The sequence below is a fragment of the Hoskinsella mucinilytica genome (assembly GCF_045223415.1).
Taxonomy (GTDB): domain Bacteria; phylum Bacillota_I; class Bacilli_A; order Erysipelotrichales; family Erysipelotrichaceae; genus Hoskinsella; species Hoskinsella mucinilytica.
This window is the reverse complement of the sequence record NZ_JBEQZJ010000036.1, coordinates 1-23909: the sequence shown is the minus strand read 5'-3', so window position 1 is coordinate 23909 and position 23909 is coordinate 1. Positions and strand designations below refer to the sequence as shown.

At 39.8% G+C, this 23909-nt stretch carries 20 protein-coding genes; 19 read left to right on the top strand and 1 reads right to left on the bottom strand.

The features are described 5' to 3' along the window. Positions 1-21: 21 nt before the first annotated feature. The 14 genes from UGRO018_RS13105 (at position 22) to UGRO018_RS13040 (ending at position 16019) form a co-directional block, all read left to right on the top strand. Positions 22-996: an exonuclease domain-containing protein gene (locus UGRO018_RS13105; RefSeq protein WP_416326944.1), complete on the top strand. Its 975-nt coding sequence runs from the start codon at positions 22-24 to the stop codon at positions 994-996. Between the two features lie 207 nt (positions 997-1203). Next, on the top strand, positions 1204-2106 hold the full coding sequence (locus tag UGRO018_RS13100; RefSeq protein ID WP_416326943.1) for an aspartate carbamoyltransferase catalytic subunit: 903 nt from the start codon (positions 1204-1206) through the stop codon (positions 2104-2106). Then, the gene (locus UGRO018_RS13095; RefSeq protein ID WP_416326942.1) at positions 2103-3383 is read left to right on the top strand and encodes a dihydroorotase; all 1281 of its coding nucleotides are present in this window, start codon (positions 2103-2105) and stop codon (positions 3381-3383) included. Before UGRO018_RS13100 ends, UGRO018_RS13095 begins: the two co-directional genes overlap by 4 nt. Continuing rightward, a complete protein-coding gene (locus UGRO018_RS13090; RefSeq protein ID WP_416326941.1) occupies positions 3380-4450 on the top strand; it encodes a carbamoyl phosphate synthase small subunit in 1071 nt (356 codons plus the stop codon). Before UGRO018_RS13095 ends, UGRO018_RS13090 begins: the two co-directional genes overlap by 4 nt. 3 nt (positions 4451-4453) lie before the next feature. Next, positions 4454-7654 carry a carbamoyl-phosphate synthase large subunit gene (gene carB, locus UGRO018_RS13085; protein ID WP_416326940.1) on the top strand — a complete coding sequence of 1067 codons (3201 nt, stop codon included), beginning with the start codon at positions 4454-4456 and terminating at the stop codon, positions 7652-7654. Position 7655: 1 nt separating this feature from the next. Beyond that, complete coding sequence (locus UGRO018_RS13080) at positions 7656-8402, top strand: dihydroorotate dehydrogenase electron transfer subunit (protein WP_416326939.1); 747 nt, start codon at positions 7656-7658, stop codon at positions 8400-8402. Further along, positions 8402-9310, top strand: coding sequence for a dihydroorotate dehydrogenase (locus tag UGRO018_RS13075; RefSeq protein WP_416326938.1), 909 nt, complete (start codon positions 8402-8404; stop codon positions 9308-9310). The genes UGRO018_RS13080 and UGRO018_RS13075 overlap by 1 nt, the downstream gene beginning before the upstream one ends. A gap of 1 nt (position 9311) precedes the next feature. Further along, on the top strand, positions 9312-10013 hold the full coding sequence (gene pyrF, locus UGRO018_RS13070; RefSeq protein ID WP_416326937.1) for an orotidine-5'-phosphate decarboxylase: 702 nt from the start codon (positions 9312-9314) through the stop codon (positions 10011-10013). Then, positions 10013-10651 (top strand): orotate phosphoribosyltransferase, encoded by a 639-nt coding sequence (pyrE, locus tag UGRO018_RS13065; RefSeq protein WP_416326936.1) that lies wholly within the window; start codon positions 10013-10015, stop codon positions 10649-10651. The genes pyrF and pyrE overlap by 1 nt, the downstream gene beginning before the upstream one ends. Positions 10652-10692: 41 nt before the next feature. Continuing rightward, positions 10693-11769 carry a carbamoyl phosphate synthase small subunit gene (locus UGRO018_RS13060; protein WP_416326935.1) on the top strand — a complete coding sequence of 359 codons (1077 nt, stop codon included), beginning with the start codon at positions 10693-10695 and terminating at the stop codon, positions 11767-11769. A 1-nt stretch (position 11770) separates the two neighbouring features. After that, positions 11771-14974, top strand: coding sequence for a carbamoyl-phosphate synthase large subunit (gene carB / locus UGRO018_RS13055; protein WP_416326934.1), 3204 nt, complete (start codon positions 11771-11773; stop codon positions 14972-14974). Positions 14975-15078: 104 nt separating this feature from the next. Next, positions 15079-15270: a hypothetical protein gene (locus tag UGRO018_RS13050; RefSeq protein ID WP_416326933.1), complete on the top strand. Its 192-nt coding sequence runs from the start codon at positions 15079-15081 to the stop codon at positions 15268-15270. 8 nt (positions 15271-15278) lie between these two features. Continuing rightward, positions 15279-15836, top strand: a complete 558-nt coding sequence (locus UGRO018_RS13045) for a DUF6434 domain-containing protein (protein WP_416326932.1) — start codon at positions 15279-15281, stop codon at positions 15834-15836. A gap of 48 nt (positions 15837-15884) precedes the next feature. Beyond that, entirely contained in the window at positions 15885-16019 is a 135-nt protein-coding gene (locus tag UGRO018_RS13040; protein ID WP_416326931.1) for a hypothetical protein, read from the top strand. Positions 16020-16061: 42 nt separating this feature from the next. Here UGRO018_RS13040 and UGRO018_RS13035 read toward each other — a convergent pair whose 3' ends face one another. Further along, positions 16062-17363, bottom strand: a complete 1302-nt coding sequence (locus UGRO018_RS13035; protein WP_416326930.1) for an ATP-binding protein — start codon at positions 17361-17363, stop codon at positions 16062-16064. Positions 17364-17759: 396 nt separating this feature from the next. On the opposite strand from UGRO018_RS13035, the gene ilvA reads away from it, so the two are divergent. From ilvA to ilvD, 5 genes are read left to right on the top strand one after another with little or no spacing between them, the layout of a single operon-like run. Then, entirely contained in the window at positions 17760-18962 is a 1203-nt protein-coding gene (gene ilvA, locus UGRO018_RS13030; RefSeq protein WP_416326929.1) for a threonine ammonia-lyase, read from the top strand. 12 nt (positions 18963-18974) lie between these two features. After that, the gene (gene ilvB, locus UGRO018_RS13025; protein ID WP_416326928.1) at positions 18975-20645 is read left to right on the top strand and encodes a biosynthetic-type acetolactate synthase large subunit; all 1671 of its coding nucleotides are present in this window, start codon (positions 18975-18977) and stop codon (positions 20643-20645) included. Positions 20646-20659: 14 nt separating this feature from the next. Then, positions 20660-21151 carry an acetolactate synthase small subunit gene (ilvN, locus tag UGRO018_RS13020; protein WP_416326927.1) on the top strand — a complete coding sequence of 164 codons (492 nt, stop codon included), beginning with the start codon at positions 20660-20662 and terminating at the stop codon, positions 21149-21151. A gap of 59 nt (positions 21152-21210) precedes the next feature. Then, the gene (gene ilvC, locus UGRO018_RS13015) at positions 21211-22206 is read left to right on the top strand and encodes a ketol-acid reductoisomerase (RefSeq protein ID WP_416326926.1); all 996 of its coding nucleotides are present in this window, start codon (positions 21211-21213) and stop codon (positions 22204-22206) included. A 12-nt stretch (positions 22207-22218) separates the two neighbouring features. Further along, on the top strand, positions 22219-23883 hold the full coding sequence (gene ilvD / locus UGRO018_RS13010) for a dihydroxy-acid dehydratase (RefSeq protein WP_416326925.1): 1665 nt from the start codon (positions 22219-22221) through the stop codon (positions 23881-23883). The last annotated feature ends 26 nt before the right edge of the window (positions 23884-23909 follow it).

Below are 23909 nucleotides of genomic sequence, written 5' to 3'. Positions count from 1 at the left end.
ATAGATAAATGAGGTAATGTTATGATTCATATTTATTTAGATGCAGAATTTGACGCAGTGAGAATTCAGAAGAAATTTCAACAGGCAATCATATCACTTGGCGCTGTGATGTTGGATCAAGAGGGAACGATCATAGATGAATTTTATTCCTTAGTAAAGCCAATGGCGTTTAAACGATTGAGTCATGTGGTTTATAAAATGACCCATCTACAAAATGAGGAAATACAACAAGCAAATGAATTACCGATCGTGATGGCACAATTTTTACGTTGGATCCATACGTATGAAGAGGATATGGACAAGGTATCCTTTTATAGCTTTGGACCGGATGATCGAAGAACGCTCATACAAAATTGTCATTATTATGACTTGGATGGTGAGTTTTTTTCACGTATGAAGGATTTACAAAAGGAACTATCACCTAAGGTAAAATTTCAAGATCAGATCATTAGCCCTACACTTTCCTTAGATGATTTAAAGAGTGTTTATGCGATTCAAGGAGCTGTGGATCATAATGCGCTAAGTGATGCACGAGATCTGATGGAAGTCCATCGTGCATATTGCCTTGGAAAACAACAAGATTCGACACAGATCGTCGCTATCGTAAATCGAAAGATCGCCAAGCAACAAGAAGTTGCGAAAAAACAACGTCAACGATTGGCAAGGGTCATGAAGGAACGCTTTGATGCATATCCAAAACGGTTGAAGATTTTATGCTATCCTGAGGTTATCGATCAATTTCGTATGATAAAAGAACGAGATCATACATTTTCCCTAAGATTTAAAGAAGATCATATGGTGATGGATGGTGATTCCTATTATTATAATGATATGAAGATGGTGTTAGAGCTAAAGTTAGAAGATGAAAATCCATATGTTTTGCTTGATATCAGCTATCATGGAAGGCAATTACAAAAGCAATTTCTATTAACATATCGTAATGCTACGATGATCGAAGATATCATCAAACGAATGAATGATAAGATAGGATCATAAATGCTATCTTTTTTTTCTGATACCGATATAGGGAAAAAGACAAAAAAATTCTTGTAATCTTTACATAAATACGGTAAAATAATAACGATAAAAAGGTCCTTTAAAATGATCCAGAGAGGTCAGGAAGGATATACGAACCAACTTATATTCACAAAGGGTCCTTTTGCATATCAAATTGGACCTTTTTTGTGGTCTGGGAGGTAGTTTATGAACAAGAACAGCTTGCTTAAAATCAGTGATTTAACAAAGGAAGAACTTATTGACATTCTGAACGATGCCCATGCTTTTTCATGTTCCCATACAGATTGGCAGTTACCTGAACGTACGTTAATTGCTAATCTTTTTTTTGAGCCAAGCACACGTACGCATTATTCCTTTGCTTCGGCAGAGCTTCAGTTAGGTGCAAAGGTAGAGGACTTTAGTGCGGCAGGCAGTAGCGTACAAAAAGGGGAAACATTATACGATACCGTAAAGACATTTGAAAGCATTGGATATCATGCACTTGTCATAAGACATAGTGATGATGAATATTTTAAACAGTTGGATAACATTACCATTCCGATTCTAAATGCCGGGGATGGTTGTGGTAATCATCCAACGCAATGTTTATTGGATCTATTGACCATTTATCAAGAGTTTAAAACATTTGAGCATATCAAGGTTGCAATCATCGGAGATGTAACACATTCCAGAGTAGCCAACAGTGTCAAAGAAGCAATGGCAATGTTAGGTGGCGAAACCAGGTTTTCCGGACCGGATGAATGGGTACATAAAGATGCATCCTACATGCCAATCGATGAAGCTGTGAAATGGGCGGATGTCGTGATGATGCTTCGCATTCAACATGAGCGTCATAAAGAAACAATGGCAATGAGCAAGGAAGAATATTTAGAGCGCTATGGTCTGACAAAGAAAAGAGCCGCTATGATGAAACCTCATGCCATTATCATGCATCCAGCACCTGTCAATCGTGGTGTTGAAATCGATGATGAATTGGTAGAATGTGAAAAGAGCAGAATTTTTAAACAAATGAGCAATGGCGTACTTGTTCGTAAGGCAGTGGTGAAACGTGCCTTTGGATTTGAACCATTTAAGGATGTGAAACTATGAAATTGATCAAACATGCTATGCTTTTAGAAAAAGACAATACGTATCGTAAGATGGATGTTGCTTATGATGCATCGGGGATTTGCGCAATAGAGGAACATCTTGATATAGAAGCACAAGAGGTTCTAGATGCAGATGGACTTGTTTTGTTACCGGGATTGATCGATGTACATGTACACCTTCGTGAGCCGGGTTATGAGCATAAGGAGACCATTCAAACAGGAACCATGGCTGCGGCACATGGTGGATTTACTACCATCATGGCAATGCCAAACGTAATACCATATCCTGATAATGTAGAAACGATGAAACAATATCTTGAAAAGATAAAACAAGATAGCGTGGTACATGTGATTCCTTATGGCACCATTACAAAGGGTGAAAAAAGCAAAGAGTTAAGTGATATCAAAGGAATGAGCCAACTTGGGATCCATGCCTATAGTGATGATGGGGTCGGAGTCGCAAAGGAAGATATCATGAAAGAGGCCATGGAGGTTTGTAAAAAAGAAGATGCAATGATCGTGGCACATACAGAAGATATGAGTTATCGTAAACCTACTGCTTGTATGCATGAAGGTATTAGAAATAAGGAACTTGGATTTGTTGGGATACCGAGTGCTTGTGAATATGCGCAAATGCTTAGAGATTTGAAACTCGCAAAGGAAACAGGTGTGAAATATCATGTATGTCATATGAGTGCAAAAGAAAGCGTACAGTATCTGAAAGAATATAAAGAAGCCGGAGTTGATTGCAGTGGCGAAGTAACGGCACATCATCTATTGTTGAATGAAATGGACGTCTATGATCCTAATCATAAGATGAATCCGCCATTAAGAGGAAAAGATGATCAAGAGGCGTTGATTGAAGGCTTGTTGGATGGTACCATTGATATGATCGCAAATGATCATGCGCCGCATAGTGAAGCGGAAAAAGCAAAGGGAATGGTAGAAGCACCATTCGGTATCGTTTCTTTGGAAACAGCATTTCCTTTATTGTATACAAGATTTGTAAAGGATGAAAAGCGATTCACCATGCAACAATTGATTCACTTTATGAGTGAAGCACCGGCAAAACGCTTTGGTTTTACAAACAAAGGTAAGCTGGCGGTTGGTCATGCTTCCGATATGATCCTTGTAGATTTAAATACGCCAAGGGTGATCGATAAGAAGAAGTTTTTCTCAAAAGGGAAAAATACACCGTTTGATGGATGGGAATGCTATGGTAATGTGGTAACAACGATTGTCGATGGATCAATCGTATATAAGGAGGAGCGCAAATGAAAAGGCTGCTGATTTTAGAAGATGGAAGTGTGTATGAAGGAATTGGTTTTGGTGGGAACCAGTATCGTATGGGAGAATTGATCTTTCAAACAGGTATGAGTGGGTATCAAGAAATTCTAAGTGATTTGTCTTATTATGGTCAAATCGTTATGATGACATATCCGGCAATCGGAAATTGTGGCATCAATCGAGATGATTTTGAAAGTTTGATTCCAAATGTATTTGGATTCGTAGTAAAAGAATATTGCGAAGAACCTAGTAATTTCAGAAGTGATATGACATTGGATGCATTCTTGAAGATGAAGGATATTCCAGGCATTGCGGATGTAGATACCAGAGAAATTACCAGAAAGATCAGAAACCACGGGGTCATGAAAGCAATCTTGGCGGATGAAGATGCTGATGTGGATGCGATCGTTCAAATGTTAAAAACAAGTGAGTTACCAAAGGATGGTGTGCAAAAGGTTTCTACGCAAAAGCCATTCCCGATTCCAAGTCGTGGACAAAAGGCAGTTATGGTAGATATCGGAACGAAATTTGCGGTCATTCGTGAATTTAACGAACGTGATATTGACTTGGTAGTCGTACCTTACAATATGAGTGCAGAAAAGATCATGGAGCTTTCTCCAGATGGTGTCATCTTAAGTGGAGGACCTGGTTCTCCGGATGAAATACCGGAAACGATCGAGGCTACCAAAGCGTTGTTAGGTAAGGTTCCACTATTAGGTGTTGGTTTGGGACATGAAGTACTTGCCATCGCTTGTGGCGCAAATATCAAGAAAATGAAAACAGGGCATCATGGCAACAGTATGCCGATCCGTAATCTGAAAAAGAATAAGATTGAATTTACCGCACAAAATCATGGCTATGATCTAGATGAAGATAGCATAGATGGAACCGGAATCATTGTAACATATCGTTCTTTGAATGATGATTCCATTGAAGGTTTTGAACATGATAAATATGAAATGATTTCGGTTGCATTTGAGCCGGAAGCAAGTCCTGGCGCAGATGATTTGAAATATATATTCGATGAATTTATTACGTTAATGAAGGAGAGGGGATAAATCATGCCAAAGAGAACAGATATACACAAAATCATGGTCATTGGTTCTGGACCAATCATCATCGGGCAGGCTGCGGAATTTGACTATGCCGGAACACAGGCATGTACATCATTGAAAGAAGAGGGTTACGAGGTCATTTTGATCAATTCAAATCCGGCTACGATCATGACGGATACGGTCATTGCGGATCGTGTTTATATCGAACCGTTAACCGCAGAGTTTGCGACACGTATCATCTTTAAAGAACGCCCTGATGCAATCCTTGGAAGTCTTGGTGGACAGACCGGATTAAACTTGGTCGTAGAATTAGCACAATCCGGTATTCTTGAAGAATACAATGTAGAAGTACTTGGTACAGCATTGGATGCGATTGAAAAAGCAGAGGATAGAGATAAATTCCGTGAATTGATGTATGAAATCGGAGAACCTGTACCTGCAAGCGTGATCGTTCATACGGTGGAAGAGGCAGTTGCATTCGCTAAGGAAAATGGTTATCCGGTCGTAGTTCGTCCTGCTTATACACTGGGAGGAACCGGTGGCGGTTTTGCCAATGATCAGGCTGAACTAGAAGAAATATGTGCACATGGATTAAAAATTTCCCCGGCTACTCAATGTTTGATCGAACAAAGTATCGCAGGTTATAAAGAAATCGAATATGAAGTTATGCGTGATAATGCGGATAATGCAATCGTGGTATGTAATATGGAAAATGTAGACCCGGTCGGTGTTCATACCGGAGATTCTATCGTAGTTGCGCCAACACAGACTTTGACCGATCGTGATTGCGGCATCATGCGAGCAAGCTCTTTGAAAATCATTCGTGCATTGAAGATCTGTGGTGGATGTAATGTACAGTTGGCATTAGATCCAAACTCTTTCAACTATTATGTCATTGAAGTAAATCCTAGAGTATCTCGTTCCAGTGCATTGGCTTCCAAAGCCACAGGGTATCCGATTGCGAAGCTTGCGGCTAAGGTTGCGGTTGGATTGACCTTAGATGAAATCATCAATCCGATTACGCAGACCAGCTACGCTTGCGTAGAACCAACGATTGATTATGTTGTTGCTAAGTTCCCACGTTTTGCCTTTGATAAATTCCCGAAAGGGGATCGTAGTCTTGGTACGCAGATGAAAGCAACCGGTGAAGTCATGTCCATTGGTCGTACCTTTGATGAAGCAATGCTGAAGGCGATTCGTTCATTGGAAATGAAAGTAGACTACTTGGAAAAAGCGGAGATCAATGAGATGGATGAAGCCGCTTTATGGAAAAAGTTAAAAGCTAATGATGATGAAAGGATCTTTGTGATCACTGCGTTACTAAGAAAAGGGGCTACGATAGAAGCCATTCATGAAATGACTCAAATGGATACCTACTTCTTACATCGCTTTGCACGTATGGTTGCTTTTGAAACAGTACTAAAGGAACACAAACAAGATCTGGATGTCTTGAAAAAGGCGAAAAAGATGGGCTATGCAGATAGCTATATTGCCAAAGCATGGGATATGGAAGAAAGAGCTTTATACGATTTGAGAAAAGCAAATCATATCATTCCTGTCTATAAGATGGTGGATACATGTGCAGGGGAATTTGAGTCCCACACACCATATTTGTACTCAACTTATGAGCATGAAAATGAAAGTATTCCATCCGATAATAAAAAGGTGATCGTATTAGGAGCCGGACCGATTCGTATCGGACAAGGTGTCGAATTTGACTATGCTACTGTACATTGTGTGAAAACACTTCGTGAAAGTGGTTATGAAGCTATTGTCATCAACAATAATCCGGAAACCGTATCAACCGATTATTCTATTTCAGATAAGTTGTATTTTGAACCATTGACGATCGAGGATGTCATGCATGTCATCGATTTAGAACAACCACTTGGCGTCATCGTACAGTTCGGTGGACAAACGGCCATCAACTTGGCAGATAAGCTGGTAGAGCGTGGTGTTAAGATTCTTGGAACTTCTTTAAAGAGCATCGATGAAGCGGAAGATCGTCATGAATTTGAAGCAATGCTACGTAAACTTGATATTCCACAGCCAACCGGAGAAACGGCTGTTACCGTAGAAGAATCCTTAGTGATTGCCAATCGTATCGGATATCCGGTCTTGGTTCGACCAAGCTATGTATTGGGTGGACGTGCAATGGAAATCGTAAATAATGATGAAGATCTAAAGGTTTATATGGCTACAGCGGTAAAAGAAATCAGTCATGATGCGCCAATCTTGGTTGATAAATATATCGTAGGAAAAGAATTGGAAATCGATGGTATCTGTGATGGAGAACATGTGTATATTCCAGGTATCATGGAACATATCGAACGTGCCGGTGTTCATTCCGGAGACTCTATCAGTGTATACCCGGCGCCAACCGTATCACAGAAGGTAAAAGATACCATTTTGGATTATGCAATTCGTATCGGTAAGGGATTTCAATTCATTGGTTTATATAACATTCAGTTTATCGTTGATAAAGAAGAAAAAGTATATGTATTAGAGGTAAATCCAAGAAGCTCTCGTACCGTGCCATTTTTAAGTAAGGTAACCGGAATTCCGATGAGTTATATTGCGACACGTTGTGTATTGGGACATTCCTTAAAGGAACAAGGATATGAAGAAGGCATTCATGAAGAAAGTGATCGTTGGTTTGTCAAGGCGCCAGTATTCTCTTTCGCAAAACTTCGTCATGTAGATACCACGTTAGGTCCAGAGATGAAATCTACAGGTGAGGCATTAGGCAGTGATGTGACCTTAAACAAAGCATTATATAAGGCATTGTTGGCAAGTGGTATTCGTATTCCAAGTCATGGAAATGTCTTGATGACGATATCTGATCAAGATAAGGAAGAAGCATTGTCTATCGCAAAACGTTTCTATGCAATCGGATATGGTATTTATGCGACAGCGGGTACTGCGAAGTTCTTAAAAGAACATCAAATTTATGTAAAAACAGTAGGAAAAATCAGTGAAAACAGTGAAGATAATGTAGAAGATGTCATCCGTAAAGGAAAGGTCAACTACGTGGTCAATACGATGAGCGTAGATAAACGTTCTAGCAATGATGGATTTGCGATTCGTCGTGCTGCGGCTGAAAATAACATCAGTTGCTTCACCTCTTTGGATACCGCAAATGCTATATTAAGCGTATTGGAAAGTCAAAACTTCACTACGATATCAATGAATGAACTGGAGGGATAAGATGCAGGTAGAAACTTGTTTGATCTTACGCAATGATCGCATTGCCAAGGATACCTATCGTATGGTGATCCAAGGTAACATGGCCAAGACCATGAAGCCCGGGCAGTTTGTGAATATCAAAATAGAAGGCTATATGCTGAGAAGACCAATCAGTATTTGTAGTATTGAGAATAAAAATGAATTTGTCATCATCTATAAGGTGGTTGGTGATGGTACCAAGAAGCTAAGTGAAACAAGCTGTAGAACGATGCTAGATGTCTTTGGACCATTAGGTAGTAGTTATCCGATCCATGAAGAACTTGATGAAGTTCTTCTGATCGGAGGTGGTGTAGGTGTTCCACCATTATATGAGTTGGCAAAACAATATCGTGCGCTTGATAAAAAGGTAGATGTCGTATTAGGATTCAATGATGCAGACAGTGTGTTCTATGTCAATGAATTCCAACGTTTGGGCGCAAGTGTCACTATCGCAACGATGGATGGAAGTTGTGGGGTGAAGGGTACCGTGATGGATGCGATCCATGATAAAGGAATCACTTGTGATTTCACTTATAGTTGCGGTCCGATTCCTATGCTGAAGGCAGTTGAAGCAGCTTATACGAAGGGCTATATGAGCTTTGAAAGTCGTATGGCTTGCGGTATGGGAGCTTGTATGGCTTGTGTAGCCAAAGATAAGAAAGAGGAAACCATGTATCATCGTATTTGTAAAGAAGGACCTGTTTTCCCAATCGGAAAGGTGGAATATTAATGGATCTGTCAATAGAACTACCTGGATTACATTTGAAAAATCCGATCATTCCGGCAAGCGGATGCTTTGGATTCGGTAGAGAATTTGCTGAACTGTATGATCTATCAAGATTAGGTGGGATCGCCATCAAAAGTGCAACTCCGCAAATTCGATTCGGTAATCCTACACCACGAGTAGCGGAAACACCGAGTGGGATGTTAAATGCCATCGGACTTCAAAATCCGGGTGTAGATGTGATCATGGAAAAAGAGTTGCCTTGGTTGGCGCAGTTTGATACGGAAATCATTGCCAATATCGCAGGTGCCTGTGAAGAGGATTATATTGAAGTCATTCAAAAGTTAAATCAGAATGATGTCGTTAAGGTATATGAGCTAAACATCAGCTGTCCTAACGTCAAACATGGAGGCATCGGTTTAGGTACAAAGCCTGAGTTGGCCGCAAAAATGACACGCATGGCCAAAGAGGCGGCAACCAAGCCGGTATATGTTAAGCTTTCTCCCAATGTTACTGATATCGTAGAAATTGCCAAAGCAGTAGAAGAAGCCGGTGCAGATGGTATTGTAATGATCAATACCTTAATGGGCATGCGCATTGATTTAAAAAGCGGGAAGCCAATTCTTGCCAATGTAACAGGAGGATTAAGTGGACCGGCCATTAAACCTGTGGCAATTCGTATGATTTATCAGGTTGCACAAGCAGTCAATATCCCGATCATCGGCGTTGGTGGTATTACCTGTGCACAAGATGTATTAGAATTCTTATATGCAGGTGCGAGTGCAGTTGAAGTTGGTATGCAGAACTTTGTTGATCCATATTGTTGTGTGAAGATCATTGAAGAACTGCCAAAAGTATTAGAAACATATGGCATCAAAAATATCAAAGATGCAATCGGAAGGAGTTATCGATAAGATGAGCAAAACAATTGTAGCGCTGGACTTTTCTACCAAAGAAGAGGTTATCAGCTTTTTAGACAAATTTCATGAACCTATTTATGTAAAGGTCGGGATGGAATTAACCTATGCCTTCGGTTTTGAAATGATCAAAGAAATCAAGGCAAGAGGCCACAAGATCTTCTTGGATCTAAAATTACATGATATTCCTAATACGGTGAAAAATGGTATGAAGAATCTTGCTAAGTTAGATGTTGATATCGTCAATTTACATGCTGCAGGAGGAAGTGCCATGATGAAGGCAGCCATGGAAGGCCTAAAGGAAGGCGCAATCAATGGGAAACGTCCATTGTGTATTGCGGTAACACAATTAACAAGTACAAGCAAAGAAGCAATGAATGAGGAATTGTTGATTCCAGGTGAAGTACAAGATGTTGTCATTTCTTATGCAAAGACCGCAAAACAAAGCGGTTTGGATGGTGTGGTATGCTCTGTTCATGAAGCACGTGCCATTCATGAAGCATGTGGAGATCAATTCCTTACTGTTACACCGGGCATTCGTCTTGCGAGTGATTCAAAAGATGATCAAAAACGTGTCGCAACACCTGCTTTTGCGAAAGAAGAAGGATGCGATTATATCGTTGTAGGAAGATCAATCACCAAGAGTGAAGATCCATTTAAAACATATCAAGAAATTGAAGCAATCATGGAGGGAAAATAATGAGCGTAGCAACAAGTGTAGCAGAAAATCTGCTTTCTATCAAAGCTGTATCCTTACAGCCAACCAATCCATTTACATGGGCAAGCGGAATCAAAAGTCCGATTTATTGTGATAATCGTCTAGTATTGAGCTTCCCTGAAAAAAGAAGCATCGTTGTTGAAGGTTTCGTGGAAGAAATCAAAGCCAATTACGCAGATGCCGATGTTATCATCGGTACATCGACTGCAGGGATTCCTTGGGGTGCGATGGTTGCGGATAAATTAGAGAAACCATTCGGCTATGTAAGAAGTAGTAATAAGACACATGGTAAAGGAAATAAAATCGAAGGTAAGGTGGAACCGGGTCAAAAAGTAGTTGTTGTGGAAGATTTGATTTCTACAGGCGGAAGTGTAAAGGATGTTGTAGATTCTTTACGTGAAGCAGGTGCGAACGTCATTGGTGTTGTCGCAATCTTTACCTACCTATTACCGGCAGCCGATGCTTGTTTTGAAGCATTAGAGGTACCATACTCTACATTGAGCAATTATGATGTATTGATTGATGTTGCTTTGAAAAACAATGACATCGAAGAAAGTGATCTGGAAAAGCTAAAAGCTTGGAAACAAGATCCAAAAGATGAATCTTGGATGAATAAATAAACATAAAAGCAGTTAGTACGATAAGGAGGTTGCATCCGTTTATGAAAAAAAGATATTTGATACTAGAAGATGGCAGCTGTTATACAGGGATAGCATTTGGATCCGATGATTATCAGGTTGGTGAGCTTGTATTCAATACAGGGATGAGTGGATATCAAGAGGTTTTGAGTGATTTGTCTTATTGTGGACAGATCGTTATGATGACCTACCCACTGATCGGTAATTATGGCATCAATCGTGATGACTTTGAAAGTCTAAGTCCTGCCGTGTTCGGTTTTGTAGTAAAGGAAGCCTGTGATAAACCAAGCAACTTCCGTGGCGATATGAGTTTGGATGAATTTTTGAAACTGAAACATATACCGGGTATTTACGGTGTCGATACTCGTGCGATTACACGAAAGATCAGAACGATGGGTACGATGCGTGCCATCATGGCAGATCGAATCGAAGATAAGGAAGAAATGGTTGCTTTATTGAAACGTACGGATTTTCTTCATGATCAAGTAAAACGAGTATCTACACAAAAGCCTTTCCCGATTCCCAATCGTGGTAAAAAAGTTGTATTAATGGACTTTGGCGCAAAGCATGGTATCATTCGTGAGCTATCAAAAAGAAACTGCGATTTGATCGTGGTTCCATATGATACAAGTGCTAAAGAGATATTATCCTTGCATCCAGATGGAGTGATGCTAAGCAATGGGCCGGGTGATCCTAAAGATATGACACAGCCGATCGAAGAAATACGAAAACTCATGGGAAAAGTTCCGATGTTTGGTATATGTTTGGGACATCAGTTGATTTCTTTGGCATGTGGGGCAAATACCATTAAGCTTAAATTTGGACATCGTGGTTGTAATCACCCTGTGATTCAGCTATCTAGCGGTAAGGTAGAGATCACTTCACAGAATCATGGCTTTGCGGTAGAAGAGGAAAGTCTTGTACATACAGAGCTGGAAATGACCCACCGTGCGTTGAATGATAAAAGCGTAGAAGGTGTCAAACATAAACGTTATCCTGTTTTCAGTGTACAATACCATCCTGAAGCAAGTCCGGGTCCTGAAGATGCCAATTATTTATTTGACGACTTTATGAAACTGATGGAAAAGGAGCGTAACTAATATGCCAAAACGTACAGATATTCACAAGATCCTAGTGATCGGTTCAGGTCCGATCGTCATTGGACAGGCGGCAGAATTTGATTATGCGGGATCTCAGGCATGTCAATCACTTCGTGAGGAAGGCTATGAGGTCATTTTGATTAATTCCAATCCTGCGACCATTATGACCGATACGGCGATTGCCGATCGAGTTTATATCGAGCCGCTTACACTGGATTTCGCCAGTCGTATCATATACAAAGAACGTCCGGATGCGATTCTTGGAAGTCTTGGAGGACAAACAGGATTAAATCTGGTCGTGGAATTAGCCAATTCCGGAATATTAGAAGAATATGATGTTGAGATTTTGGGTACAGACTTAACTGCCATCAATAAGGCAGAGGATCGTGAGCTGTTCCGTGATTTAATGTATGAGATTCATGAGCCGGTACCGGAAAGTGATATCGTTCATAGTGTAGAGGCTGCCATTGCATTTGCCGCTAAGATCGGTTACCCAGTGGTGGTTCGTCCCGCTTATACCCTTGGAGGTACCGGGGGAGGCTTTGCGGATGATGAGGCAGAGCTACGCATCATTGCGGAAAATGGATTAAAGTTGTCACCGGTCCACCAATGCTTGATTGAAAAAAGCATTGCCGGATTCAAGGAAATCGAATATGAAGTTATGCGTGATTACAATGATAATGCAATCGTTGTATGTAACATGGAAAATATCGATCCGGTAGGTATTCATACAGGAGATTCCATGGTAGTAGCACCGGTTCAGACCTTAAGCGATCGTGAACATCAAATGCTTCGAAATGCCAGCTTGAAAATCATACGTGCTTTAAAGATCTGCGGTGGCTGTAATGTGCAATTGGCTCTTGATCCGAATTCTTTTCGATACTACATCATTGAGGTAAATCCTAGAGTTTCCAGATCCAGTGCGTTGGCATCTAAAGCAACTGGCTATCCGATCGCAAAGCTTGCCGCAAAAATTGCGGTAGGGTTGACGTTGGATGAGATCATCAATCCGATCACCAATACCAGTTATGCTTGTTTTGAACCGGCATTAGATTATATCGTAACCAAATTAGCTCGATTCCCATTTGATAAATTTCCACATGCAGATCGTCGTTTGGGAACACAGATGAAAGCAACAGGTGAGGTCATGTCCATTGGGCGTACCTTTGAAGAAAGCTTTTTAAAGGCAGTGCGTTCTTTAGAAATGAAATGTGATCATATCGATCATAAAGAGCTTGCGACTTGTACGACACAAGAGCTATGGAATAAAATCCATGTGAAAGATGATTTACGCATGTTTGGTATCGCAGAGTTGATGCGTCGTGGAGAAAATCTTGAAAGCATTCACGAGATTACGCAGATCGATGATTGGTTCCTAGAGAAATTTGTCCATATCATTGCGTTAGAAAAGGAAATGAAAGCAAGACCTAAAGATATTGAAGTTCTTTCCTTGATCAAGAAAAACGGATTTGCGGATAGCTATATCGCCCGTATGTGGGAAATGAAAGAACAAGAAGTTTATGAGTTAAGAAAAGAGCACCATATCGTACCGGTTTATAAGATGGTAGATACATGTGCTGCAGAATTTGAAAGTGCTACCCCTTACTTTTATTCAACCTACGAGGATGAAAATGAATCGATTCGTACCGATCGTAAAAAAATTATCGTATTAGGTAGTGGACCGATTCGTATCGGACAAGGTGTCGAATTTGACTATGCGACCGTTCATTGTGTCATGACACTAAGGGAAGCTGGGTATGAAGCTATCGTTATCAATAACAATCCGGAGACGGTTTCTACGGATTTCTCTATCAGTGACAAGCTATATTTCGAACCATTGACGATCGAAGATGTCATGCATATCATCGACCTAGAACGACCTCTTGGTGTCATCGTACAATTCGGTGGACAAACTGCTATCAACTTGGCCGATAAGCTGGTTGAACGAGGAGTGACGATATTAGGAACCTCATTGGAAAGTATCGATGAGGCAGAAGATCGACATAAATTTGAAGCAATGTTACATCAATTGGATATTCCTCAACCAACCGGTGAAACAGCGGTAACGGTAGAAGAAGCATTGATCATTGCCAATAAGATCGGCTATCCGGTCCTAGTTCGTCCAAGCTATGTACTTGGTGGAAGAGCTATGGAAATCGTGAACAATGACGATGATTTAAAGATCTATATGGCTACGGCAGTAAAAGAAATCAGCCATGACGCACCGATTTTAGTAGATAAATATGTTGTCGGTAAGGAATTGGAAATCGATGCTATCTGTGATGGTGAACATGTCTTTATTCCGGGTGTGATGGAACATATTGAACGTGCCGGAATTCACTCGGGAGATTCCATTAGTGTATATCCTGCCCAAAGCATAAGTCAAAAGGTAAAAGATACCATCATTGACTATGGCATTCGTATAGGAAAAGGCTTCCACTTTATCGGATTGTATAATATTCAGTTTATCGTAGATAAAGAAGAAAAGGTCTATGTCTTAGAAGTAAATCCGAGAAGTTCACGTACGGTACCATTTTTAAGCAAGATCACAGGGGTTCCTATGAGTCATGTCGCAACACAATGTGTTCTTGGTCAAAGCCTACAACAACAAGGATATGGCAATGATAAGGTTAAGGAAGAAGGAAATCGTGTGTTTGTAAAGGCACCGGTCTTCTCCTTTGCGAAACTTAGAAGCGTTGATACCGTGCTTGGACCTGAAATGAAATCTACAGGAGAAGCACTTGGTGGTGATGTTACATTGGAAAAAGCTCTATATAAGGCATTGTTGGCAAGTGGCGTCAAGATACCGAATCATGGGAATGTGTTAATGACCATTGCGGATGAAGATAAAGAAGAAGGCTTACAGATTGCTAAGCGATTCTCTGATATCGGCTATGGAATCTTAGCAACAGCAGGAACCGCAAGCTTTTTAAATCAACATGGTATCTTTGTCAAGGTGGTTAAGAAGATCAGCGAAGATGATCAAGATAACGTGTTAGACATCATTCGAAAAGGGAAAGTCAACTATGTGATCAATACGATGTCAAATGAAAAAGAGGTTACCAAAGATGGCTTTTTGATCCGTCGTGTATCTGCGGAAAATAACATTAGCTGTTTTACATCCTTTGATACCGCAAATGCAATCCTAAAGGTTTTGGAATCCTTGAATTTCACAACGATATCTATGAATGAGTTAGAAGCATAGTAAGATCTTTATAACAATGAACCATTAAAAATCAGGACATGAGAAAAAATCATGTCCTTTTTTCCTTTCTTCCTGTATAATGAAGACAATAAGGAGTTGAGCGTATGCAACAAGATCACCACAAGGAAGAAGAAGAAAAGAAAAAAAAGCAGGAAGAAAATCGATTAAGCATTGGACTGGGCCTTGGATTAAGCTTAGGTGTTTGTTTTGGTATCCTTTTGCATCAAATCGCAATCGGTATCAGTGTAGGTCTATGCTTTGGCGTAGCTTATGCCAAAATAGATAGAAATAAATGAGGTAGAACATGAACATTGATCAAATGAAGAAACAAGAATTTTTAGATACCTATATAAAAAAGGAAGAACTTCAGGCTTTTTGTAAAAGACATGGACTTCAAAGTAATGGAAGCAAATTGGAATTAAAAGAAATCATTGCCCATTATTTAGAAACGGGTGAAAAGATATCCCTCAAAAAGAAACAACCGAAAGCAAATGATGAGGATATCACACTGGATTCTATCATTACATTACCCATTTCCTGTTCAGAGAAAAAAAGAGCTTTTTTTATACAACATTTAGGAAAAGGATTTCGTTTTTATGTACCTTTTCAAAAATGGTTGAAAGCAAATGAAGGAAAAACCTATCGTGATGCTGTCGCTGTCTATCCGCAACTAATAAAGGAGAAAAAGGAAAAGAAGACAACGATCGATCAACAGTTTGAATATAATACCTATATTCGTGACTTTTTTGCGGATAATCAAGGAAAGTCATTGCAGGATGCCATCCTTTGTTGGAAGGATAAGAAACAAAAGCAAGGAAGTCATGCCTATGAACGAGAAGATTTGAAGGTACTTTGCAAATAGAAGGAATAAATAATCAAAAAGATAGCCAACCTAAGATCAGGTGATACTATGAAGAAAGAAACGAATCAAAAAGAATATGAGAAAGAAAACAAGAAAACAGCCGGGAATAATCAATGGTCCAACCAAAATTTGAAATATTATCCGGATACCAGAGAACGTAAAGATGGACCTGGTGGTGAGTAACAAGAAAAGGGTGAAATACTGAAAATGTATTTCACCCTTTTCTTATATTGTTCCTAATAGATGATTGATCAACTGTTGGGCAGCACGTCCTGTCATACCACCATGGCTGAGCTCCCATTTTCTTGCTTCGGCAATTAATTCCTCTTCACTTAAGGTTAATTCCGGATGTTTCTTAGCCAATTCACATACGATATGGAAGTAATTCTTTTGATTTGGTTTTTCATAACAAATACTTAAACCGAATCGAGCAACAAGACTAAGTTTTTCCTGCATGGTATCAGAATGATGTAATCCATCATCGCTCATATCATCACGATCCTTCCATGTTTCCTTAACTAAATGACGACGATTGCTTGTAGCGTAAATCAAAACATTATCCGGTTTTGTTTCGACACCACCTTCAATGACGGCTTTTAAAAACTTATATTCAATTTCAAATTCTTCAAAGGAAAGATCATCCATATAAATAATAAACCGATAATTACGATTTTTGATTTGCGCAATGATATTGGAAAGATCTTTGAATTGATGCTTATAGATTTCGATCATTCGTAGTCCATCTTTGTAGAATTCATTTACGATTGCTTTGATACTTGTGGATTTACCAGTTCCGCTATCACCATATAAAAGGACATTGTTTGCGGGTTTTCCTTCTACAAATGCTTTGGTATTATCCACCAACATTCGTTTTTGGATCTCATAACCAACAAGATCTTGTAACACTACATTTTCCATATTATTGATTGGTAAAAACGAAACACCATCTGTTGTAGAGCGAATACGAAAAGCTTTGTTTAATCCAAACATACCAACCCCATATTGGGCATAAAAATCAGTAATGATAGAAAACAGTTCTTTGCCGTCTTTTGCCTGTTCGATTTGTTTTGAGATCCGTTTGACCATATCACTCACATTCTTGTTGTACATGCGTTCTTTTTTGGTAATTGCATGATAGTTATTGATGGTCGTGAAACAATCGATATCAAGTGCTTCCTCGATCTTACTGAAATCATAATCGAACAAAGCTTTGAATACGTTACAATCATTCAGCGCAAAGTGATTGACGCTACCATCCATTGCGCCTTGTTTTTCACTAACGAGCGTGAAACTATTCTCATTCATCAATAATAAAAAGGTTAAGTAGTTATGCCATAAATTATCATCAAAACCATAGCTGGTAGATAGATCCAACAAAGCCTTGATCTGTTCATAGATGCGTTCGATCAAATGTGTTTCACTATCAGCCTCCATATCAAAATCGTGAAAGATATCGGATAGCTGATACAAGATGCTATCTTTTCCCAAATCACGAAAAAGTATTAATTTAGAACATTCTTTATACATAGAAATGTCTCCTTTCCATTTAGGTCTATTATACCTTAGGGACGAAACAATGAAAAGGGTTGTTTCATGAAATGTTATGGTTTTCATGAAAAATGAAACTTTGTTTACAATTTAAATGAAAATAATTGTAAAAAGCATTGACAAAATCATGAAAAAGTTTTATCCTTATAGACATCAACACGTGAAAGGAAGTGGAGCAGATGCAAGTGATCTATAGTTTAATTGTCATTATTATTCTCATAGTCCTACGTCAATCTGTTTTTCTTTCCGATAACCTATTCGCTAGGTTCACAACAGATCATTTTTGTTTAGGCACAAGGATGTGAGTAAAGAAAGAAAAGCAGCTATCCATTGCGTGGCTGCTTTTTTATAAGAGTTGAGGTCAAGGAGGAGTATATGGATTGTAAAGATATCGAGAAAGCGGCAGAGCGACTTGCCGGGAATATCCATAACGTTAAGGTAACTAGTTCAGCGACATTCTCACAAATGAGTGGATGTCAGCTGTATCTAAAATGTGAAAACCGTCAAAAGACAGGTTCTTTCAAAGTTCGTGGAGCATTTAATAAATTGGCGAAATTGAAGGAAGAGGGAAAAACAAGTGAGGTCATTGCCAGCAGTGCTGGAAATCATGCACAAGGTGTCAGTTATGCCAGTAGTATCTTAGGAATGCATGCGACCATCGTAATGCCGAAAAGTACACCGATTGCGAAAGTCAGTGCAACACAAGGCTATGGAGCAGATGTCGTATTGGCTGGAGATTGTTATGATGAATGTTATCAAGAAGCATTAAAGCTTCAAAAAGAAAAAAATGCGACCTTTATTCATCCATTTGATGATGAAGATGTCATAGCAGGACAGGGAACGATTGCCTATGAAATTTGTCATGATCTACCAAATGTCGATATGATCGTTGTTCCAGCAGGCGGTGGTGGATTGCTTGCAGGAATCAGTTATTATGCAAAGCATATCAATCCGAGAATTAAAGTAGTAGGTGTGCAAGCAGAGGGAGCTAGTGCCATCGTGCAATCCTACCATAACAAAGCATATACCACTACCGATCATGTCAATACGATTGCGGATGGAATTGCTGTAAATCAACCGGGTAAGGTTACCGTGGATCTGATCAATCAGAATGTAGATAATATGGTAACGGTAAGTGATAATGAAATCGCTTCTACCATTCTATTACTTCTAGAACGAGAAAAACAAGTGGTAGAACCATCTGGTGCAGCAAGTCTTGCGGCAGTGTTGGCTGGTAAGATCGATTGTAAAGGAAAACGTGTGGTTTGTGTTCTTTCCGGTGGTAATATCGATGTGAGCTTTATTCACAAGGTTGTAGAAAAAGGGCTTGTGACACGAGGAAGAAATATAAAATTCAAAGTGTTGATGTTAGATGTTCCAGGAGCATTGGAACACTTGACTCATTTGATTACAACAGCAAATGCCAATATCATACAAATTCAATATGACCGAATTCAAGCAGATCTTAATTTAAACGAAACAATTTTACATCTGGCAGTTGAGGTCAGAAGTAAAGAACATGGAGAAGCGTTGATCAAATCATTAAGGAAAAAGGGTTATGAAATTACGATGGAGTAAGGAGGTAGCATTATGAAAATGAATGGCTCGCAAATACTGATTCAAGCATTGATCGATCAGGGCGTGGATACGATTTTCGGTTATCCTGGTGGATCAGTATTAAATATATATGATGCTTTATATGAAAGAAGTGAAGATATCCGTCATATCGTGACTAGTCATGAACAAGGTGCGGCACATGCTGCAGATGGATATGCACGTTCAACGGGAAAAACCGGTGTATGTTTAGCGACTTCGGGACCTGGGGCAACCAACTTGGTTACAGGGATTGCGACAGCATATATGGATTCTATCCCGGTCGTGGCAATTACCGGAAATGTCAGTAATGATCTATTAGGAAGAGATTCTTTCCAAGAGGTGAATATTACAGGTATCACGATGCCGATTACAAAACATAATTTTATTGTTCAGGATGTAGAAGATCTTGCGGCTGTGGTCAGAAAGGCATTTGTGATTGCCAATTCAGGTAGAAAAGGTCCTGTATTGATTGATATTCCAAAAGATGTCACTGCTGCTATCACCGATTATGTGAAACTTCCTCGTTTCCGTATCCGTAAACTTCCTAAGGTTGACGATGTTGTGTTTGAAAATGCCATGGAAGAGATTCGTAAGGCGAAACGTCCAATGATCTATGCAGGTGGTGGTGTATTAAGCAGCAATGCAACTAAGGAGCTATTACAATTCTCTAAGCATATGGATATTCCGGTGAGTTGTTCTATGATGGGATTGTCCGCAGTACCATATGATTATGATTTATATTTGGGTATGATCGGAATGCATGGAACACCGGTAAGTAATTATGCGACCTTAAATACAGATTTGATCATTGCTATCGGAGCTAGATTCTCTGATCGAGTGGCAGGAAATCGTGATGAATTCGGTAAAAATGCGAAAATCATTCACTTCGATATCGATGCATCTGAAATATCAAAAAATGTAATGACAGATATCTCCATTGTAGGAGATGCAAAATATATCCTAAAACAAATGATTCAGCGTATTCCGGAAACCAAGCACACGGAATGGACCAATACATTAAAAGATTTTAAGACAAAGGTAGGCTTACCAACAGCGAAACCTGGCGATGGTGTTGATCCAAGAGATCTGGCTCTTACCCTTCATCATATCGTTGGAGAGGATGCTATCATTGTGACAGATGTAGGTCAACATCAGATGATCATGGCTCAATATTATCAATTTTCTAGGCCGAGAAGCTTTATTTCTTCTTGCGGACTTGGTACAATGGGATTTGGGATGGGAGCAGCCATCGGAGCAAAAACAGCAAATCCTAATCGACCGGTGGTTTTGGTTAGCGGAGATGGAAGCTTTCATATGAACATGAATGAAATGGCAGTTGCAGTAAGTGAAAATATTCCGATCGTGGTATTGATCTTCAATAATACCGTACTTGGTATGGTAAGACAATGGCAATCTTTATTTTATGAACATCGTTATTCTAATACTTCCATTGATCGAAAAACCGATTATGTGAAGCTTGCTCAAGCCTTTGGTGCAAAGGGCTTACGTATTCATAACCGTCATGAAATTGAAAAGGTGATGAAAGAAGCCATCAGTAGCAAGGTGCCTTGTATTGTCGATTGTATGATCGATAAAGATGATTGTGTATATCCTATCATTCCACCTGGAAAAAGTGGAGAGGATATCATTCTATATGGCAATTAGAAAGGGGTGTAAGGATGAATAAAGTGATTTTATCCCTATTGGTCGCAAATCATTTCGGTGTCTTGACAAGAATTACCAATATGTTTGGACAAAGAGGGTTTAATATTGATTCTCTTGCAGTTGGGGAAACAGAAAACGATGATTATTCAAGAGTGACGATCGCAACACATGGTGATGAAAACATCATCACTCAGATTCGTTTACAACTGGATAAGTTGGAGGATGTGAAGATCGTATCGTTGATACCGGATGAACAACAGTTTATCCGAGAAGTAGCTTTGATCAAACTAAAACCTAATAAAAATCAGCTAGAAGCACTTGATGGAGTTTTAGAAGATTTTGGCGCAAGAAAACAGATTATAGAAGAAGGATGTTGCATCGTAGAATTGACAGCAACACCTGCAACCATCAATGTGTTTGTCGAAGAGTTGCGAGAGTATCACATTCAAGAGGTGTGTAGGACTGGCGGAGCCGCATTGGCCCTGACCAAAGAAACGGTTTATTAAACACATTCGTGTTTCAATAAAATAAAAAAAGATAAGAGAACTATCAGGAGGAAAAGAAAATGGTTAAAATGTATTATGATTCAGATTGTAATTTAGACTTGTTGAAAGGCAAAACAGTAGCAATCATCGGTTATGGAAGTCAAGGACATGCACATGCTCAAAACTTAAAAGACAGTGGTGTGAATGTTGTCGTAGGTTTACGTGCAGGAAGTGCAAGTCGTGCTAAGGCTGAAGCCGCAGGATTGTGTGTCATGGATACTGCAGAAGCAGCAAAAGCTGGTGATTTCGTTATGATTCTAACACCAGATCAGAATCAACCGGACATCTTCAAACAGGATATCGAACCAAATCTAGAAGAAGGAAATGTATTGATGTTTGCACATGGTTTCGCTATTCATTTCAATCAGATCGTTGCACCTAAAGGTGTCGATGTTGTGATGTGTGCTCCTAAGGGACCTGGACACACTGTTCGTTCTCAATACTTAGAGGGGCGTGGTGTTCCATCATTGATTGCTATTCATCAAGATGAAAGTGGTAAAGCACGTGATTATGCATTGGCTTATGCTTGTGGTATCGGTGCAGGTCGTGCAGGTATCATTGAAACTACATTCAAAGAAGAAACAGAAACTGACTTATTCGGTGAGCAGGCAGTATTATGCGGTGGTGTATGTGAATTGATGCAGGCAGGTTTTGATACTTTGGTTGAAGCAGGTTATGCTCCTGAAATGGCTTATTTTGAATGTATCCATGAAATGAAGCTGATCGTTGATTTGATCAATAGTGGCGGATTTGCAATGATGCGTTATTCTATTTCCGATACAGCAGAATATGGTGATTATGTAACAGGAAAACGTTTGATTACAGAAGAAACTAGAAAAGAAATGAAGAAAGTATTAACTGAAATTCAGGATGGTACTTTTGCAGGTAATTGGATTACCGAAAATAAATCAGCAGGTCGTGCACACTTCTTGGCAATGCGTAGAGTTCATGCTGAACACCAGAGTGAAAAAGTTGGGGCTCAGTTACGTAAAATGATGAGCTGGCTGAAAAAATAAGGAAGTGAAACTATGGGTAGACCAAGTGATTCAGTAATCAAGGGAGACGCTTGCGCACCGCAGCGCTCCTTGTTCTACGCCCTTGGATTAACGAAAGAAGAACTAGAACGCCCAATCATTGGTGTAGTTAGTGCTTATTCTGAAATCGTTCCCGGGCATTTGCATCTGGATAAGATCACAGAAGCAGTAAAAGCAGGAATCCGTATGGCCGGTGGTACACCGATCATGGTACCAAGCATTGGCGTTTGTGATGGTATTGCGATGGGTCATATCGGAATGAAGTATTCCTTGGCAAGTCGTGAATTGATCGCAGATAGTGTAGAAACAATGGCACGTGCACATGGATTTGATGGATTGGTGCTCGTTCCTAACTGTGATAAGATCGTTCCCGGTATGTTAATGGGTGCATTGCGTGTCAATGTACCTGCGGTCGTAATGAGCGGAGGCGCTATGCTTCCAGGAAATGATCGTGGTAAAGCAATGAGTTTATCAACAATGTTTGAAGCAGTAGGTGCAAAAAAAGCAGGAATGATCGATGAGGAAGAATTAACTCATATCGAGCAAAATGCATGCCCTGGATGTGGTTCTTGTTCTGGTATGTTTACCGCAAATTCTATGAACTGTTTATGTGAGGTACTGGGAATCGCTTTGCCTGGAAATGGTACGATTCCGGCAGTATACTCAGCACGTACACAATTGGCGAAGAAGGCCGGTATGGCAGTCATGGAAATGGTAAACAAAGATATCAAACCAAGAGATATCGTCAATGCGAAATCACTTCGTAATGGATTGGCTTGTGATATGGCTCTTGGATGTTCTTCTAATACGGTATTACATTTATTGGCGATTGCAAAAGAAGCTCATGTTGAATTAGATCTGGATCTGATCAATGAGGTTTCAAAATGTACACCGAATTTATGTAAACTTGCGCCAGCAGGACCGGATCATATCGTAGATCTTTATCATGCTGGTGGAGTTCAGGCGGTCATGATGGAGTTATCAAAGAAGCATCTGATTGATGTTGATTTAATGACAGTTACCGGAAAGACGGTAAAAGAAAACATTGCCAATGCCGTGAATTTAGATAACAATATCATCAAAGATATTGAACATCCTAATAGTGCTACCGGTGGAATTGCGATCCTTTATGGAAATATCGCACCAAAGGGTTGTGTTGTTAAACGTAGTGCAGTCGATCCGAAGATGATGGTGCATACAGGACCTGCTCGTGTATTTGACAGTGAAGAAGATGCCATTGAGGCAATTTATGCGGGCAAGATCGTGAAAGGTGATGTCGTTGTCATTCGTTATGAAGGGCCTAAAGGCGGACCTGGTATGAGAGAAATGTTAAATCCAACCAGTGCACTTGCTGGTATGAAGCTAGATAAGGATGTCGCATTGATTACCGATGGACGTTTCTCTGGTGCAACTAGAGGTGCTGCAATCGGACATGTATCTCCGGAAGCCGCAAGTCATGGTCCGATTGCCATTCTGAAAGAAGGCGATCAAATTGCCATTGATATCAATGAAGGAAAGATCAATGTTTTGATTGATGAGGCTGAATTTGATGCACGTATGGAAGCATGGGTCAAACCGGAACCAAAGATCAAAGAAGGATGGTTATACCGTTATTCTAGAATGGTTGCCAGTGCAGACGAGGGTGCTGTATTAAAATAAGTGAAAAAAAGAGAATTCCTAGGTGA